19 protein-coding genes and 4 tRNA genes are annotated in these 15,594 nt (G+C 74.7%); 11 read left to right on the forward strand and 12 right to left on the reverse strand.

Annotated elements, in window-relative coordinates; translation table 11 throughout:
* Positions 1 to 431: 431 nt before the first annotated feature.
* The 4 genes from ACFZBX_RS04675 to ACFZBX_RS04690 all read right to left on the reverse strand — a co-directional run bounded on the left by ACFZBX_RS04675 (position 432) and on the right by ACFZBX_RS04690 (position 2,494).
* Positions 432 to 1,124 (reverse strand): permease prefix domain 1-containing protein, encoded by a 693-nt coding sequence (locus ACFZBX_RS04675; RefSeq protein WP_391531512.1) that lies wholly within the window; start codon positions 1,122 to 1,124, stop codon positions 432 to 434.
* Positions 1,121 to 1,462, reverse strand: coding sequence for a PadR family transcriptional regulator (locus ACFZBX_RS04680; RefSeq protein WP_391531513.1), 342 nt, complete (start codon positions 1,460 to 1,462; stop codon positions 1,121 to 1,123). The genes ACFZBX_RS04675 and ACFZBX_RS04680 overlap by 4 nt, the downstream gene beginning before the upstream one ends.
* A gap of 161 nt (positions 1,463 to 1,623) precedes the next feature.
* Positions 1,624 to 1,696, reverse strand: a tRNA-Lys gene (locus ACFZBX_RS04685).
* Positions 1,697 to 1,753: 57 nt separating this feature from the next.
* The gene (locus ACFZBX_RS04690; RefSeq protein ID WP_391531514.1) at positions 1,754 to 2,494 is read right to left on the reverse strand and encodes a DNA polymerase beta superfamily protein; all 741 of its coding nucleotides are present in this window, start codon (positions 2,492 to 2,494) and stop codon (positions 1,754 to 1,756) included.
* A gap of 95 nt (positions 2,495 to 2,589) precedes the next feature.
* Between ACFZBX_RS04690 and ACFZBX_RS04695 the strand changes: the two genes are divergently transcribed.
* Positions 2,590 to 3,360, forward strand: a complete 771-nt coding sequence (locus ACFZBX_RS04695) for an SDR family oxidoreductase (RefSeq protein ID WP_391531515.1) — start codon at positions 2,590 to 2,592, stop codon at positions 3,358 to 3,360.
* Between the two features lie 63 nt (positions 3,361 to 3,423).
* Here the strand turns inward: ACFZBX_RS04695 and ACFZBX_RS04700 are convergent, their stop codons facing one another.
* Positions 3,424 to 3,882, reverse strand: a complete 459-nt coding sequence (locus tag ACFZBX_RS04700) for a MarR family winged helix-turn-helix transcriptional regulator (RefSeq protein WP_391531516.1) — start codon at positions 3,880 to 3,882, stop codon at positions 3,424 to 3,426.
* 133 nt (positions 3,883 to 4,015) lie between these two features.
* Here ACFZBX_RS04700 and ACFZBX_RS04705 point away from each other — a divergent pair, with 133 nt between their 5' ends.
* A complete protein-coding gene (locus ACFZBX_RS04705) occupies positions 4,016 to 4,723 on the forward strand; it encodes a tyrosine-protein phosphatase (protein ID WP_391531517.1) in 708 nt (235 codons plus the stop codon).
* A gap of 23 nt (positions 4,724 to 4,746) precedes the next feature.
* Positions 4,747 to 5,721, forward strand: a complete 975-nt coding sequence (locus tag ACFZBX_RS04710) for a phosphorothioated DNA-binding restriction endonuclease (RefSeq protein WP_391531518.1) — start codon at positions 4,747 to 4,749, stop codon at positions 5,719 to 5,721.
* 175 nt (positions 5,722 to 5,896) lie between these two features.
* Here ACFZBX_RS04710 and ACFZBX_RS04715 read toward each other — a convergent pair whose 3' ends face one another.
* On the reverse strand, positions 5,897 to 6,346 hold the full coding sequence (locus ACFZBX_RS04715; protein WP_391531519.1) for an RICIN domain-containing protein: 450 nt from the start codon (positions 6,344 to 6,346) through the stop codon (positions 5,897 to 5,899).
* Positions 6,347 to 6,398: 52 nt separating this feature from the next.
* Here ACFZBX_RS04715 and ACFZBX_RS04720 point away from each other — a divergent pair, with 52 nt between their 5' ends.
* The gene (locus ACFZBX_RS04720; protein WP_391531520.1) at positions 6,399 to 7,550 is read left to right on the forward strand and encodes a hypothetical protein; all 1,152 of its coding nucleotides are present in this window, start codon (positions 6,399 to 6,401) and stop codon (positions 7,548 to 7,550) included.
* Between the two features lie 125 nt (positions 7,551 to 7,675).
* Entirely contained in the window at positions 7,676 to 8,011 is a 336-nt protein-coding gene (locus tag ACFZBX_RS04725; RefSeq protein ID WP_391531521.1) for a hypothetical protein, read from the forward strand.
* A 5-nt stretch (positions 8,012 to 8,016) separates the two neighbouring features.
* Here ACFZBX_RS04725 and ACFZBX_RS04730 read toward each other — a convergent pair whose 3' ends face one another.
* The 6 genes from ACFZBX_RS04730 to crcB (ACFZBX_RS04755) form a co-directional block, all read right to left on the reverse strand.
* Positions 8,017 to 8,841: a TIGR02452 family protein gene (locus tag ACFZBX_RS04730; RefSeq protein WP_391531522.1), complete on the reverse strand. Its 825-nt coding sequence runs from the start codon at positions 8,839 to 8,841 to the stop codon at positions 8,017 to 8,019.
* Positions 8,842 to 8,999: 158 nt separating this feature from the next.
* Positions 9,000 to 11,312, reverse strand: a complete 2,313-nt coding sequence (locus ACFZBX_RS04735) for a DEAD/DEAH box helicase (RefSeq protein WP_391531523.1) — start codon at positions 11,310 to 11,312, stop codon at positions 9,000 to 9,002.
* Between the two features lie 206 nt (positions 11,313 to 11,518).
* On the reverse strand, positions 11,519 to 12,319 hold the full coding sequence (locus ACFZBX_RS04740; RefSeq protein WP_391531524.1) for a hypothetical protein: 801 nt from the start codon (positions 12,317 to 12,319) through the stop codon (positions 11,519 to 11,521).
* Positions 12,320 to 12,476: 157 nt separating this feature from the next.
* Positions 12,477 to 12,851, reverse strand: a complete 375-nt coding sequence (gene crcB, locus ACFZBX_RS04745) for a fluoride efflux transporter CrcB (RefSeq protein ID WP_391531525.1) — start codon at positions 12,849 to 12,851, stop codon at positions 12,477 to 12,479.
* The gene (locus ACFZBX_RS04750) at positions 12,848 to 13,258 is read right to left on the reverse strand and encodes a DUF190 domain-containing protein (protein WP_391531526.1); all 411 of its coding nucleotides are present in this window, start codon (positions 13,256 to 13,258) and stop codon (positions 12,848 to 12,850) included. Before ACFZBX_RS04750 ends, crcB (ACFZBX_RS04745) begins: the two co-directional genes overlap by 4 nt.
* Complete coding sequence (gene crcB, locus ACFZBX_RS04755) at positions 13,255 to 13,746, reverse strand: fluoride efflux transporter CrcB (RefSeq protein ID WP_391531527.1); 492 nt, start codon at positions 13,744 to 13,746, stop codon at positions 13,255 to 13,257. The genes ACFZBX_RS04750 and crcB (ACFZBX_RS04755) overlap by 4 nt, the downstream gene beginning before the upstream one ends.
* Before the next feature lie 70 nt (positions 13,747 to 13,816).
* On the opposite strand from crcB (ACFZBX_RS04755), the gene ACFZBX_RS04760 reads away from it, so the two are divergent.
* From ACFZBX_RS04760 to ACFZBX_RS04785, 6 genes are all read left to right on the forward strand, one after another.
* Positions 13,817 to 14,158: a metallopeptidase family protein gene (locus ACFZBX_RS04760; RefSeq protein WP_380761629.1), complete on the forward strand. Its 342-nt coding sequence runs from the start codon at positions 13,817 to 13,819 to the stop codon at positions 14,156 to 14,158.
* Between the two features lie 102 nt (positions 14,159 to 14,260).
* A tRNA-Glu gene (locus ACFZBX_RS04765) sits at positions 14,261 to 14,333 on the forward strand.
* 55 nt (positions 14,334 to 14,388) lie between these two features.
* Positions 14,389 to 14,462: transfer RNA gene (locus tag ACFZBX_RS04770), tRNA-Asp, on the forward strand.
* Between the two features lie 27 nt (positions 14,463 to 14,489).
* Positions 14,490 to 14,563 (forward strand) — tRNA-Phe (locus tag ACFZBX_RS04775).
* A 183-nt stretch (positions 14,564 to 14,746) separates the two neighbouring features.
* Positions 14,747 to 15,163: a prevent-host-death protein gene (locus ACFZBX_RS04780; RefSeq protein WP_391531528.1), complete on the forward strand. Its 417-nt coding sequence runs from the start codon at positions 14,747 to 14,749 to the stop codon at positions 15,161 to 15,163.
* Positions 15,160 to 15,585, forward strand: coding sequence for a cytotoxic translational repressor of toxin-antitoxin stability system (locus tag ACFZBX_RS04785; protein ID WP_391531529.1), 426 nt, complete (start codon positions 15,160 to 15,162; stop codon positions 15,583 to 15,585). Before ACFZBX_RS04780 ends, ACFZBX_RS04785 begins: the two co-directional genes overlap by 4 nt.
* Positions 15,586 to 15,594 lie beyond the last annotated feature (9 nt).

The raw sequence follows: 15,594 nt of genomic DNA on the forward strand, positions 1-15,594 counted from the left end.
CTTGCCGGAGCCCTGGCGGATTCCGTCGCGGGCCCGGTGCTGCTGCCCGACAGCAGCGGTTTCACCGAGGAACTGGCCGGCTTCCAGCTCGGGTCGCGCCACCGGCCGGACCTCGTGGTCGGTGCGCACCGGGTGACGGACGTCCGGATCGTGCAGCGGCTGAACCGGCGTCACCGCGGTCGCCGCCGTACTGGCCCCCGCCGCCGGCCTGTGGACCTGACCGGGCTCGCCGACCCGGTGGTGCCGGGCGCCGCCTTCCTGCTGCTGTTCGTGGCGGTGCCGGGCGAGTTCCTCGGCGCCTACGCCGGGGCCAGGCTCAACCGGCGGACCCGGTGGGAGGCGCCGGCCCTCGGGGCGGGGAACTCCGCGATAAGGCGTACGGACAGAGGGACAGGTTCCGCCGTCGCGACGGCGGAACCTCTCGCGCGTGGTCAGCGCTCCCCGGCGCCCGGGGTCCCGAGGACCAGCCGGGCGCAGTGCCGGCAGGACCGGGCCGAGCCCGCCACCAGGGCGTGCGCGGTGGCCGCGAGGATTCCGGCGAAGGCCGGCAGCAGCCAGTTGGTGCCCAGGACGGCCGCGATGGCGAGGGCGAGGGTGGCGACGGCCATGGAGACGCTGGCGAGGGTGCCGCCCCAGGCGACGGTGAGCGGCAGCCGCTCCGGCGTGGGCAGCCGGCGGGCGAGGGTGCCGGTGGCCGCGAGGGCCACGGCGGCGAGGAGTGCGGCGACGGCCGAGACGCCGGCCAGGTGGACGGCCAGGAACTGGACGGTGCGCGGCAGTTCCCGGGTCGGGTCGTGCCCGGCCTGGCGGACCAGGTACCAGCAGGCGATCACGAAGGGGACGGTGAGCGCGACGGCGCGGGCGGTGTGCCGGGCCTGGGCGATGGTCAGCTCGCGCTGCCAGCTCGTCACGAGTTCGTCGGCGGTGCCGAACTCCCGCACCGCCTGGTCGGCGGCGCGCCGGTAGGTCAGCCCCGCCCGGGTGCGTTCCGAGACCGCGTCCGCCAGGTCCTCGCGGACCTCGGCCACCATGCGCGCCTTGGTGCGCGCCGGGCCGTGTAACGCGGCGGACAGCGTGGCGACGTAGTCCTCGATGGGGTCGGTCCGCGGGGTGACGGCGCTCATGCGGTGGCACCGGGCGGCGTGACGGGGTTCAGGACCGAGCCGATGGCGGCGGTGAACTCCTGCCATGCCGTGCGCTCGCCGGCCAGGGTCCGGCGTCCGGCCTCGGTGAGCTCGTAGCACCGCCTGCGGCGCTCGCCGGCCGACTGCCAGCTGCCGGCCAGCAGCCCGACGCGCTCCAGCCGGTTGAGCGCCGGGTAGATCGTGCCCGTACGCAGCTCCAGCGCGCCTCCGCTGCGCTGCTGGACCGCGGTGATGATCGCGTAGCCGTGCAGGGGGCCGGATTCGAGTACGGCCAGCAGCAGTCCGTCCAGGTGGCCGCGCACCGCATCCTGTCTCATGAGTCGGCAGCCTACCCAAATCGGGCATTGGCGTTCTATCTATTGGCAGCCAATGCACGCCGGCGACGAAGGGCCCACCGGTGACCGACGTCCAGGCGCGCACCCCGCCGGGGAAACGGAGGAGGCCCGGGCCGGACGACGTCCGGCCCGGGCCTTCGCGGTGGGCCGCCAGGGGTTCGAACCCTGAACCTACGGATTAAAAGTCCGCAGCTCTGCCGATTGAGCTAGCGGCCCGGGGCCCGGCCGGGTGGTGACGGCGGGCCGCCGCGATCCTACCCGGTGGGGTCGGGCTCACGCGTGCGCGGCCGGGGGGTGGGACGTCCAGTGGGCGGTGCGGACGCGGTGGAGCCAGGCGTCGGCGGGGCGCTCGTCGGGGCGGTCGGGGAGGACGCCGGGGCGGTCGAGGCGGTCGGTGGCGGCGGCGAGGAGGCGGTCGGCGTGCGCGGGGTCGCCGACGACGCGCTCGCCGAGGTCGCGGACGCGCTCCGGGTCGGGCAGCCGGACCCGGTTGCGGCCGGTCTCGTGCAGGTGGACGGCCTGGTCGAGGAGGCGGACCAGGTGGCGGGCGTGCTTGGCGGCCCGGGCGCGCGCGGCCGGGTCGGTGGTGTCGCGGGTCCGCAGCTTGCGCAGCTGCTGGGTGGCGTAGCCGAGGTAGGAGTTGCGGACGCCCCGGGCGCTGAGGAAGGAGCCGCGTATCGCGATCAGCTCCTCGCCGAGCGGGGTGCGGACCTCGTAGAGGTCGTCGGGCAGCCAGACCAGCTCGGAGGCGGTGGGGTTGCAGCCGAGCGCCAGCCGGCACCACTTGGCGGCCTCGTGCAGGGTGCGGTCCGGGGCGGTGGTGACGTGCGACTCGGCCGGGCGGCGCAGGCCGTGGAAGCCCTCGGTCGGGGCGGCGAACAGGCCGAGCCGGTCGACGTCGGAGCCGGCGTGGGCCAGCCCGTACGCGGTGGAGCCGACGACGCCGGAGAGCAGGACGGTGCCGGAGGGCAGGGCGGTGCCGGAGGGCAGGGCGGTGCCGGGCGTGGTGGACACGGGCGGGGCTCCTCTCGGCGGCCGGTGCCGAGGAGTCTGCCGGGCGGAACCGCGCCGGGCGAACGGATTTCGGCCGAGCGGCTAGGGTGCGGGACATGTCGACCACGAACGGTTCCGAGCAGCCCGACGTCGTTCTGATCACCGGTGCCGGCCGCGGCATCGGCGCCGCCACCGCCCTGCTGGCCGGGCGGCGCGGGTACCGGGTGTGCGTCAACTACCGGGCGGACGAGGCCGCCGCCGCCTCGGTGGTGGACGCGATCCGGGCCGACGGCGGCACCGCGCTCGCCGTTCGCGCGGACGTCTCCCGCAGCACTGAGGTGGCCCGGCTGTTCGACACCGTCGACGCCGAACTCGGCCCGCTCACCGGCCTGGTGAACAACGCCGGCACGCTGGAGCGGCAGACCCGGCTGGAGGACATCGACGAGGAGCGGCTGAACCGGATCTGGGCCGCCAACATCACCGGCCCGTTCCTGTGCGCCGCGCAGGCCGTGCGCCGGATGTCCACCCGGCACGGCGGGCGCGGCGGCGCCATCGTCAACGTCTCCTCGGCGGCCTCCCGGATCGGCGCGCCCAACGAGTACGTGGACTACGCGGCGGCGAAGGGGGCCGTCGACTCGATGACGCGCGGGCTGGCCCTGGAGGTCGCCGCCGAGGGCATCCGGGTCAACGCCGTGCGTCCCGGCCTGATCCACACCGGCATCCACGCCCTGGGCGGCGAGCCCGGCCGGGTCGACCGGATCGCGCCGAACCTGCCGATGCGCCGCGGCGGGCGGCCCGAGGAGGTCGCGGAGGCGATCCTCTTCCTGCTGTCGCCGGCCTCCTCGTACAGCACGGGCGCGTTCCTGGACATCGCCGGCGGGCGGTGAGAACGGCGGCCGGTGAGCGGCGCTCGGTGGTGCTCGGTGGTGCTCAGCGGCGCTCGGTGGCGCTCAGTGGTGCCAGGCCCGGCCGGCGGTGTTGTGGATGAAGCGCTGGAGGACCTTGAGGGTGGTCAGGTAGTCCTCGTCGGAGACGCCCGCGTGGCGCTCGGCCAGCAACTCGTCCTGGACGGCGGCCACCTCGTCGAAGAACGCCCGGCCCTCGGCGGTGAGGGCGAGCCGGCCGTCGGCGGCCTCGGTGGTCCAGCCCCGCTCCAGGGTCGCGTCGATCTCGGCGTCCAGGTTCTCCGCGCCGGTGTCCAGGTAGTCGCGCAGCACGCCGGACACCTCCGCCCGGGTCACCGGCGCCGCGGCGCGGGCGACCTGGGCGAGGACCCACCACTGCGGCTGCGTGGTGCCGAGTTCGGCCAGCGCGCCACGGGTTCGGGTGACGACCGCCTTGTAGGCCGCCCAGGTCCAGTAGCCGGCGGGCTGCCTGATCAGTTCGGCGTCGGGGTGCGAGTACTCCATGGCCGGTCCTTCCGTCTCCGTCTCCGGGGTTCGACGCGACCGACCCTAGGAGTTGAAGCCGGCTTGAGGTCAAGATCGGAAAGGCGGGCCGTTTCCTTCCCCCGGCGCGACCCGCGACCGTACCGTGGTGGCCATGACCGACGACGTGCAGTCCGCCTTCATCGACATCCCCGGGGTGCGCAACTTCCGTGACGCCGGGGGCGTCGGCACGCTGCGCCGGGGCGTGCTGTTCCGCTCCGGCTCCTTCCACACCCTCGCCCCCGAGGGCGCCCTGCGGCTCAAGGCCCTCGGCCTGCGCACCGTGATCGACCTGCGCAGCCGGCACGAGGAGGACGCCTTCCCGGACCTCCGGCACGACCTCGACCACGAGACCCTCCGCCTGCCCACCCTGCCCGCCAACCGGGAGGACTACGACCGGCCCTGGCCGGAGGACCAGGTCGAGCTGTACCCGTTCATGGCCGCAACCGCCGGCCCGTCGCTGGTCGCCGCCATCCGCCGCCTCGGCGCCCCCGGCACCCTGTCCGCCGTCGTCCACTGCGCCGTCGGCAAGGACCGCACCGGCCTCACCATCGCCGTCGTCCAGTCCCTGCTCGGCGCCTCCGAGGCCGACATCACCGCCGACTACCTGCTCTCCAACGCCGGCCTCGGCCTGCTGGACGGACCCACCCCGTACATCGACGAGACCGGCGCCGAGCGGATCTCCCGCCCGGTCGCGGCGGAGCTGCTGACCTCCTCCTTCGCCTGGATCCACGACCACCACGGCTCCCTCCCCGCCTACCTCCACGCCCACGGCGCCACCGACGCCGACCTCGACGCCCTCCGGTCCAACCTGTCGGCGTAGGCCGGAACGGGGGGACGAGCGGGATGAAGCGAGGGGAACTGCTCGGCGCGCTGGACGGGCTGCGGCAGGCGAACACCGGCGGGGTGCGGGCCCCGCACAAGCCGCTGCTGCTGCTCTGGCTGCTCGGCCGGCACGCCCGCTCCGGGACCAGCGTGGTCACGTACGCGGAGGCCGAGGAGCCGGTCAGCCGGCTGATCAACGACTTCGGGCCGGCCGTCGGCCGCGCGACCGCCGCGCAGCGGGCCGCGATGCCGTTCGTCCGCCTGGAACGGAGCCTCTGGACGCTGACCGACGCCGCCGGGCGCGCGCTCGGCAAGGACGACGTCCGGAACAGCGGGGCGGCGCTGCGCGGGGTGGGCGCGGTGGGGCGGCTGCGGCCCGAGGTCGAGCGGCTGCTCACCGAGGACCCGTCGGCCGGGCCGGTCGCCGTCCGGCTGCTGCTCGACCGGCACTTCACGCCCTCCCTGGAGGCCGCGATCTGCGAGCAGGCGGACGTCGGCCTGCCGGAGCTGGACGTCGCCGATGTCGCCGCTGCGGAGGGCGGGGCCCCGGACGGGGCGGCCGGGGAACCGGCGTTCCGGCTGGTGCGGCGGCGGGTGCGGGCCTCGGGATTCGCCGCCGATGTGCTGCGGGCGTTCGACCACGCCTGCGCGTTCTGCGGCTACGACGGCCGGCTCGGCCGCCACACGGTCGGCGTCGAGGCCGCGCACATCCGCTGGCACAGCCAGGGCGGCCCGGACGTCCTCGCCAACGCCTTCGCACTCTGCTCGCTGCACCACGCGCTGTTCGACTTCGGCGTGCTCGGGATCACCGAGGACCGCACCGTGCGGATCTCCCCGCACTTCCGCACCGACTCCCCCGCCGGCGAGGCCGTCCGGGCGCTGCGCGACCGCCGGGTGCCGCTCCCGCACGGCCGGCCGGCCGCACCGCGCGCGCACGACTTCCTGCGCTGGCACGACCGTTCGGTGTTCAAGCACGACGGGTACCGGCCGGACTGAACGGCCCGCGGCCTAGGGCGTGTCTTGCGGATCTTTGCCGGGTCCGCGGCGCCGGGGCACGCACCTCGCCGCGTTGTCGTCGGTCGCCAATGCTCCGCAGTGGCTCCCTCCTCCGCCTTGCGATGCACGCACCCCAACGCCGCGGCCTGATCCGACAAGATCCACAAGACACGCCCTAGCGGCGTTCCAGGTGCCACCACTGGGTCGGGGAGTCGGTGTCCTCCCACTGGTGAACGGGGGCCGTCGGGTCCTCGGGCGGGGCGGTGAGGGGTTTGCCGCTGATGAAGCTGGTGAGCGTGTAGGTGCCGGGGGCGTCGACGTGGTGTTCGACCAGCCACTCCTGGGCGCCGAAGGCGTTGGCGGACCACTGCTGGACCGGCACGCCGTCGTCGGTCGCGGCGCCGGTGACGTCCAGGCGCTTGCCGCCGGCGACGTTCTCGACGTGGAACAGCGCGCCGCCCGGGTGGACGGCGGTCAGCCGCCAGAGCTGGGCGTCCGAGCCGTCCTCGGCGCCGAGTTGCACCTTCACGCCGCTGCGGCGGCTGCCGCCGGGGACCTCCAGCAACAGGCCGGTGGCGACGTTCCGGATCCGGTAGAGGCCGTCGGTGATCTTGTGGTCGGTCACCTGCCGAGTCTCGCATCCGGCAGTGACAGCCGGAGGCCCTAGGCTGCGGGGAATGGTGTTCGACCCTCATTCCACTCAGCACGGCCCCGGGCCGTCGAACAGTCAGCAGTGCGCCCTCGCCGGGGCGGTGGGCGCCCTGGAGGCCGCCGCGGGCGGGCTTGCGGCGGACGGTCCGGACGGCGGGGAGCGCTTCGACGCGGCGCTGCGCCGGCTGGGCGGGGCGCTCGGGCCCGCCGGGGAGGCGGAGTCGGCGGCGGCCGGTCCTCGGCTGGCGGCGCTGCTCCTGGACACCCCGCTGTTCCCGCGGGCCCATCTGGCGATGATGGTCGGCGCCTGCGTGGAGCGCGGCGCCGATCCGGTGGCCTGCGCCGACCCCGTGCTCGCCGGGCTGCGCGCGGCGCTGACCGGCGCGCTGCTGCTGCTCGACCGGTGGGAGGAGGGCGGCGAGGACGACGACGAGGACGCCCTGCCGGACCCCGACCGGGACGACCCCGGCCGCGCCCACGCCCGGCTCACCGGGCCCGGGCGGACGGACCCGTGGCACGCCCACCGCGCGGTGGCCGGCTGGTGGACGCTCGGCCTGTGGCAGCGGGCCGCGTTCGCGCTCTGCACCCACGCCGCCGTGCGCCGCGCCGCCCGCGCCGACGGCGTGACGGAGGTCCTCGGCGAGCTGATCGACCGCTACCGCGAGCGGTCCGACCAGCACGACCTCAAGGGCCTGCGGTACCTGGCCGCCACCCTCGACGACGAGCCGCTGCTCGTCCTGCACCGCCCGAGCGGCACCGGCTACCTGCTCCGGATGGACGGCCTGACCGACAACTTCCAGTTGCACACCCTGCTCGCCGAGGCGCTGATCGGCGGCGGCCACCTGCCCGGCGACCGCCCCGACCCGGAGGTGGTCGCACTCAGCCGCACCCGGTGGCTGGACGGGCGCCGGTTCATCGCGACGGGCGCGTTCAACCTGGTCGCGCCGGACGGTGGTTGGATCTGGCACGAGGGCATGCCGGAGTCCATCCCGGTGGTGGACGGCGTACGGACCCTCGTCCTGGACCCGCAGCCGTTCGAACGGAGCTGGGCGGCCGGGCGGTTCGTCGAGCAGGTGCCCGGCGACCTGCGGCTGGAGCGGGTCCTGGCACCGCACGAGGCCGCCGCCCGGCTGGCCGCCGCCGCGCCCGCGCTGCCCTTCGAGCAGGCGGTGCGGTAGCGGGGCGGACGGTTGCGGGGTCCCGGACGGGCGGGCCGGGGCGGCGGGTTATGGTCGGAGGCCCGGGGGAACCCCGGGAAGCCGCCGCGGATCCGGACCGGATCCGCCGAGGAGTGGAGTCGACGATGGCGAGGATCCCGAACGCGCTCGCGAGCACCGCACCGGCCGCGCTGACCGCGGCGAGCGGTCTGGTCGGCGGCTACGGCGTCGCCCGGTGGACCGGGAAGCGGCAGCTCGGCGGCGCGGTGCTCGCCGTGGCCGGCGCGGGTGCCGCCGCGCAGTGGCACCGGCGCTCGGGGGCGCCCGCCGCAGCCGCGTTGACCGGCCTGTACGTGGCGGCCTTCGGCGGCTCGCACCCGCTGGCGAAGAAGATCGGCGCCTGGCCGTCCGTCCTCGCCGTCACCGGCGTGGTGACGGCCGCCTCCGCGCTCACCTCGACGCTAGTCACCCGCAAGGGCTGAGCGGGTCAGCTCCCGAACCGGGCCTCGAAGGCGGCCCGGTTCGGCGAGACCGGCGTCCGGTCCCAGACCGCGAACACCACCCGGTCGAAGGCCGCACCGTAGCGGGCCAGCCCCTGCTCGAAGGCCTCCGCGACCTCGGCCGGGTCGTTGCGGAACACCCCGCAGCCCCACGCCCCCAGCACCAGCGCGCGCACCCCGTGCCGGGCGGCCGCCGCGAGCACCCGCTCGGCCCGCTCGGCGAGCACGCCCCGCACGTCCACGCCCTCCGGGCTCCGCAGGGCGAGCTGGCCGGCGTTGGGGGCGGGCGAGGTCAGGAAGGTGACGGCGTACGGGTGCGCCAGCAGCCCGCCGTCCCCTCCCCGGATCACCGGCACGGCGGGCGAGACGATCACCCGGTGGCTGTACCGGAGGTCGGTGGAGGCGCGGTGCGCCTCGTAGTAGTCCGGCGCCTCCAGCAGGCAGGTGTACAGCAGGGCGCTGCGGCAGAGGTCCTCCTCCTGGGCCCGGGCGCCGCGCAGATAGCCGCCGCCGGGGTTGCGGGCGGAGGCGAAGTTGAGCACGCCGACCGTCCCGGCACCGGCCTCGACCAGCCGGCGGGCCGCCTCGATGCTGCCCTCGGCCGTCACCTCGACGGCGCCCGCCGCCACCGGACCGGGGCCGCCCGCCGCGACCAGCGCGTCCAGACCGGCCGGGTCGTACGACACCGTGCCGGCCCGCGCCGCCGCCAACCGCTCGGCCACCTCGACGAGTTCGCCCCCGGTCGCGCGGTAGTCCCCCCGGTCGGCGATGCCCTCGTTCACCGCCGCCACATCCCGCATTCTGCTGCTCATGCCGCCGACGGTAGGCGACGGCGGAGGCGTCGCGCCACTGGTTATTCTCAGCCACAGAACAACGGTCCGGGCACAACGCGACGGGCCCGCCCCACCGAAGTGGAACGGGCCCGTCGCGGATGCGTCAGGTGCTACGCGGCATCAGGTGCTGCGCGGCGTCAGTTCTTCCAACGCGGCTTGCGGTCGTCGCGGTTGAAGCCACCGGAGCGGCCGCCGCGGTCGTCGCGGTCACGGTTGAAGCCACCGGACTGCGGACGGCCACCGGAGCGGTGGTCGTCGCGGCGGGCGAACGGACGGTTGTTGCTGCCGCCGCGCTCGTCGCGGTCGCGGCCGAAGCTGCGGTCGCGGTCACCGAAGGAACGGGCCGGACGGTCGCCGAAGGAACGGCCGCCGCGGTCGTCACGGTCACGGTTGAAGCCACCACGGTCACGGTCACCGAAGGAACGGCCACCACGGTCGTCACGGTCACGGTTGAAGCCACCGCGCTCACGGTCACCGAAGGAACGGCCACCACGGTCGTCACGGTCACGGTTGAAGCCACCGCGCTCACGGTCACCGAAGGAACGGCCACCACGGTCGTCACGGTCACGGTTGAAGCCACCGCGCTCACGGTCACCGAACGAGCGACCGCCACGGTCGTCACGGTCACGGTTGAAACCGCCGCGCTCACGGTCACCGAAGGAACGGCCGCCACGGTCGTCACGGTCACGACCGAACGAGCGGCCACCACGGTCGTCACGGTCACGGTTGAAACCGCCACGGTCACGGTCACGGTCGCGGTTGAACGACGGGCGCTCGGTGCGCGCCTCGCGGTACGACGGGGTGCGCTCCTCGGTCACCGCGGCCGGCTCGGCGGCGGCCACCGGGGCGGCGGCGGTCTCGTCGGCGGCGGCACCCTCGGTCGCGGCCTCGGCGGCCGGGGCCTCGTCCTCGATGCCCAGCTCGGCCCGCTCGCGCGCGGCCCGTGCGGACAGGCGGTCGGCCTCGTCGCGCAGCTCGGCGGCACGGCGCTGCGCGCGCTCCAGCTGGCGGGCCATGTCGGCGACCTCGCGCTCGGCGGCACCGGCGATGTTGGCCGCGCTCTCCGCCTGGACCTCGACCAGCGAGCGGGCGCCGGTGATCCGGGCCACCTCGGCGTCGAAGGCGTGGTCGAGGATGTGGCGGCTGGCCTCCACGCCCGCGTCCTCCATCAGGCGGAAGACGCCGCGGCGCTGGTGCGGCAGCACCAGGGTGACGACGGTGCCGGAGCGGCCGGCCCGGGCGGTGCGGCCGGAGCGGTGCAGGTAGTCCTTGTGGTCGCCGGCCGGGTCGACGTTGAGCACCAGGTCGATGCCGTCGACGTGGATGCCGCGCGCGGCGACGTCGGTGGCGACGACGACGTTGACGTAGCCGTCCTTGAAGTCGCCGAGCACCCGGGTGCGGGCGCCCTGGGTCATGCCGCCGTGCAGCGCGTCGGCCTTCACACCGGCCTCGACCAGCTGCTCGGCGACCCGGTCGGCGCCCATCTGGGTGCGGACGAAGATGATCGTGCGGCCCTTGCGGGCGGCGATCGCGTTGGTGATCGGCGCCTTGTCCTTGGGCTTCACCACGAGGATGTGGTGGGTCATGGTGGTGACGGCGCCGGCCGACGGGTCGACCTCGTGGGTGACCGGGCTGTTCAGGTAGCGCTTGACCAGGGTGTCGATCTCGTTCTCCAGGGTGGCGGAGAACAGCAGGCGCTGGCCGCCGGCCGGCACCTGGTCGAGGATCTCGGTGACCTCGGGCAGGAAGCCCATGTCGGCCATCTGGTCGGCCTCGTCGAGGACGGCGACCTGGACGTCGTCGAGCTTGGCCGAGCCGCGGTTGATCAGGTCGCGCAGACGGCCCGGGGTGGCCACCAGGACGTCGACGCCGCGCTCCAGCGCGTAGATCTGGTTGGACATCGAGGTGCCGCCGCAGACGACCTTGAGGCGCTGGCCGAGCACCGAGCCGAAGGGCTCCAGGGCGTCGGCGACCTGCATGGCCAGCTCGCGGGTCGGGACCAGGATCAGGCCGCGCGGGTGCTTGGCGCGGGTGCGCTCGCCGTCGGCGAGGCGGGTCAGCAGCGGCAGGCCGAAGCTGAGGGTCTTGCCGGAGCCGGTGCGGCCGCGGCCCAGCACGTCCTTGCCGGCCAGGGCGTCCGGGATGGTCGCGGCCTGGATCGGGAACGGGGTGGTGACGCCGCGCTTGGCGAGGGCGCGGACGACCTCGTCCGGCAGGCCCAGGTCGCCGAAGGTGATGGTCGGCTCGGCGTCGGCGGCCTCGTCGGCCTCCTCGGCCGCGACCTCGACATCGGCGTCGACGGCGTCGGTGGTGGTCTCGGCGGTGGTGTCCTCGACGGCGTCGACGGCGGCGATCAGCTCGGCGTCGGCCTCGGCGGGAACGGTGGTGGTGGCATCGGCGGCGGACTCGCTCGCGGGCATGGCGAAGCGGGCGTCGTCAACGAGAGACATGCAAAACCTTCCGGAAGTGGCACGCGCCAAAGTCCGGGGTTCTGTTTCACAACCGCCTCTATGCGGTCAGCCACGGATCGCCGGAACGCGCCAAGGGCGCCAGATGGGAGTAGGGCGCCAGTCAAATGGATCAAACGAACGATCTACCACCATAGAGGAACCTGGGGATCAGAGGCAAATGCGCTGGCCAGGCTGCGGTTCGGCGCTCAGTGACCGCCCGGCGCACCCGAGCTGGGGGGCGCGGTGGCGCTCGGGACGGGGGTCGGCTGGGGCGCCGTGGTGGCGGTCGGGGCGGGGGTGGTGTGGCCGGGTTCCGGGGAGGACGGGCGCCCGGTGGGGCTGGCCGCCGGGGCGGAGGTCGTCGTCCCGCCGGAGCCGCCGGTGCCGCCGCCCGTGGTGGTCCCCGCGCCGCCCGGGGGGTGGCCCGTGCCGCCGGAGCCGCCTCCGGGGCCGCCCGCCGTGCCTCCGGCCGGTCCGCCCGTGGCGGCGCCGGTGGTGCCCGGACGGGGCGCGGGGCTGGCGTTCGCGCCCCCTGCGGTGCCCGTCGCGCCGGGCGCGGACTCGCCGGAGGCCGCCGCCGGCACCGGCTCCGCGCCCACGGGTGCGCCGTTCACACCGCCTCCGCCGTTGCCGCCGCCCGTGCCCGCCGCCCCGTTGGAACCCCCGCCCGCCTCGCCGGGGACCGCGTTCATGCCCCCGGTCGGCGCGCTCTGGGCCTGTGCGCCCGCCGCACGCTCCGAACGTCCGGTCGCGCCCCCGGGGTGTCCGGCGCCGCTCGGCGAGGCCGAGGAGGTCGCCGCCGTCCCCGTCCTGGTCGGCGTCCCCGCCTGGCCGACCGGCACCACCCCGTGCCGCTCGTCCGCGCCCGGCCCGACCGACATGCAGCCGGTCAGCCCCAGCCCGGCCACCGCCAGCACCGCCGCGCCGCGCACCACGGCGCTCCGGACCACCGCCGTGTCCCGCTCCGCCACCGCACGCACCACCCGCACCGCACGCATCGCCGCCACCGAAGTCCCTCTCCTGCACCCGCCCCGCCCTGGCCGCCCACCCACCGCGCACGGCCACCCTTGCGGGTGTCCAACGCCCGCCGCGGGCGCCCGGACACGGGTGGGACCCCCGGAAGCACCCGGACGGGCACCGGACCGGCGGCCCGGCCCCGGCGGCTCAGCCCCAGAACGCCGAGGCCAGCCCCGCCCCCGCGTACGCCGCCGCCAGGCCCGCCGCGACGCTTCCCGCCACGTTCACCAGCGCGTACCGCCCGGCCCCGCCCTCGGCCAGCCGCAGCGTCTCGTACGAGAACGTCGAGTACGTGGTCAGCGCCCCGCACAGCCCGGTCCCGAGCAGCAGCCGGACGTGCGAGGACGCCGCGCCGGCCGCCGCCGCCCCGGTCACCAGCCCGAGGACCAGGCTGCCGGAGACGTTCACCACGAAGGTCCCCCACGGGAACACCGAGTCGTGCCGGGACTGCACCGCCCGGTCGGTCAGGTACCGCAGCGGCGCGCCCACTAGCGCGCCGGCCACCACCAGCAGCCAGTTCACGCCCCGCCCTCCCCCGCGTCCCCCGCGTCCCCCGCGTCCCCCGCCGCCGACCCGCCGGGCCGTCCGGCGTACCGGACCACCTCGCACCGCTCCAGGGTCACCAGCCCCTCCACCGCCAGCCCCTCCAGCTCGGGCAGGAACGCCCGGACCCGCTCCTCGGTGTCCACGATCACCACCGCCACCGGCAGGTCCTCGCTCAGCGACAGCAGCCGCGCCGTGTGCACCATCGAGGACGCGCCGAACCCCTCCACCCCCCGGAACACGCTCGCCCCGGCCAGCCCGGCCGCCCGCGCCCGGTGCACGATCTCGCTGTACAGCGGGCGGTGCCGGTGGCGGTCGCCCTCGCCGACCAGCACGGTCAGCCGCAGCGCCGGAACGCCCGGCCGGGGCCCCGCCGCGCCCGTCACACCGGCCTCCCGGCCCCGCGCGCCAGCAGACGGCGCGTCACCGCGGCCGCCGCCCAGACCGCCGCCATCGCCGCCGCCAGGGTCAGGCCCAGGTACGCCACGGCCGGTCCCGGCCGGCCCTCCTCCAGCAGCCGGCGGATGTCCACCGCGTACGTCGAGAAGGTCGTGAAGCCGCCGAGCACGCCCGTGCCGAAGAACGGCCGCAGCAGCGGATGGGCTGGCCGGCCCTCGGTGACCACCACCAGGAAGACCCCGATCACGGCGCACCCCACCATGTTCACCAGCAGCGTCGTCCACGGGAAAGCCGACGGCCCGGTGGTCCACAGCAGCCCCGCGCCGTACCGGGCCGTCGCCCCCAGCGCCCCGCCGGCGGCCACCACCGCCACCGCCGGCCCCTGCCCGCGCAGCACCGGCGGCCGCCGCCGGGCCGCCCCGGACGCCGCGCCGTTCGCGGCGTCGTCCGCCGCCAAGTCCTCCGAGGTCGCCACAGACCCATGAAACACCGGCCCCGACCGCCTGGCACACCGTCACCGCAGACCCGACAATGAACCGGTGGAGATGACCCGGGAAGAGTTCGAGGTACTGGTCGCCGACGCGCTCGACCGGATCCCGCCGCAGCTCGCGGCGATGATGGACAACGTCGCCGTCTTCGTCGAGGACGAGCCCGACCCCGCCGACCCCGAGCTGCTCGGCCTCTACGAGGGCACCCCGCTCACCGAGCGCGGCGAGTGGTACGCCGGCGTCCTGCCGGACCGCATCCTCGTCTACCGCGGCCCGACCCTGCGCCTGTGCGAGACCCACGAGCAGGTCGTCGAGGAGGTCCGCACCACGGTCATCCACGAGGTCGCCCACCACTTCGGCTTCGACGACCACGAGCTCGACGAACTCGGCTGGTCCTGACCCCCACCGCCCGCCCGGCCGAAACCCGTTTTGGCGTTCGGCCCCACATCCCATATGCTTCTCGACGTCCCCGAACGCTGGAAACAGCGGGACAGGCCGCAAGCCCTCATCGTCTAGTGGCCCAGGACGCCGCCCTTTCAAGGCGGTAGCACGGGTTCGAATCCCGTTGGGGGCACGCAGTACCGTAGTAAAGTGTTGTGCCGCAAGACCTTGGTGGTTCGCCACTACGAGGTCCCGTGGAGCAGTTGGTTAGCTCGCCACCCTGTCAAGGTGGAGGTCGCGGGTTCAAGTCCCGTCGGGATCGCTCGTCTCGCAAGAGACGGTGCAGTACGGCCAGGTAGCTCAGTTGGTACGAGCGTCCGCCTGAAAAGCGGAAGGTCGCCGGTTCGACCCCGGCCCTGGCCACATAGCCTGACCAGGCACGATGCCCTCGAAGCAGCTCGCTTCGGGGGCATTTTTGTGTCGTCTGACGCCAACGGCACAGCGGACGGTCAATGCCCTCCCGGGCACCGAGCACGTGACGTACTTGACGTACTTGACGTACTTCTACCGCAGAGCGATCCTGGTTCTCAGACGAGGAGGCTTCCCATGACGGCGGTCCACTACGAGAGCTACACCGAAGCCCGAGCACACCTGAAAGACCTGCTCGACGCAGCCGGGCAGGGTCGTGTCGCAACCGTTCGCCGGGACGCCGAATACGCGGCCGTGGTCGACGCAGGGCGGCTGCGCCACGCCCTCACGCTGCTGTGCCCGTCCAGGGCCGAGGTGGTCGCCGAGGGCGGTGGCTGGTCGGTGTTCTTCCCCGGTCTGCCGGTCGCGGCGGACGGCGGTACGTTCGACGAGGCCATCGACGAGATGATCGGCGCGCTCCGCGAGTACGCGGAGGACTGGCAGGACCGACTCCTGACCGCTCCGAACCACCGCGACAACTGGGGCCTGGTGCAGCTGATCGGCCTCAGCGACGACGCGCAGCTCCGGGATTGGCTACTCGGAGTCGCGAAGTGACCTGGCCTCAGCCGACACGCGAACGACACGAGCACTTCTGCAAGGTCGAAGGCTGGGAACGCGTACGTGACGCGCGCGGCCGCACCGGCACCCACCACATCACCTACGAGTTCGGGCTCTCCGATGGGCGCATTCTGCGCACCCGGGTGTCGCATCCGGTCGACCGCACCGTGTACGGCGCGAGCATGTGGGCACACATCCTCCGCGATCAGCTGGACGTGACAGAGGATGTCTTCTGGCCGTGTGTCCTGGACGGCACACTCCCTGATCGAGGCGCGCCCGAGCCACCACGTGAGGCGCTTCCCGCAGATCTGGTCCACCTGCTGATCAATCGCATCGGACTCACCGAAGACCAAGTAGCCGAGCTGGACAAGGCTCAGGCGATCGCGCGACTCCAGCAGTTCTGGACCGAGGGCCACTGACCCCAGGTG

Origin of the sequence: Kitasatospora sp. NPDC008115 (assembly GCF_042957205.1) — a bacterium.
Taxonomy (GTDB): Bacteria; Actinomycetota; Actinomycetes; order Streptomycetales; family Streptomycetaceae; genus Kitasatospora.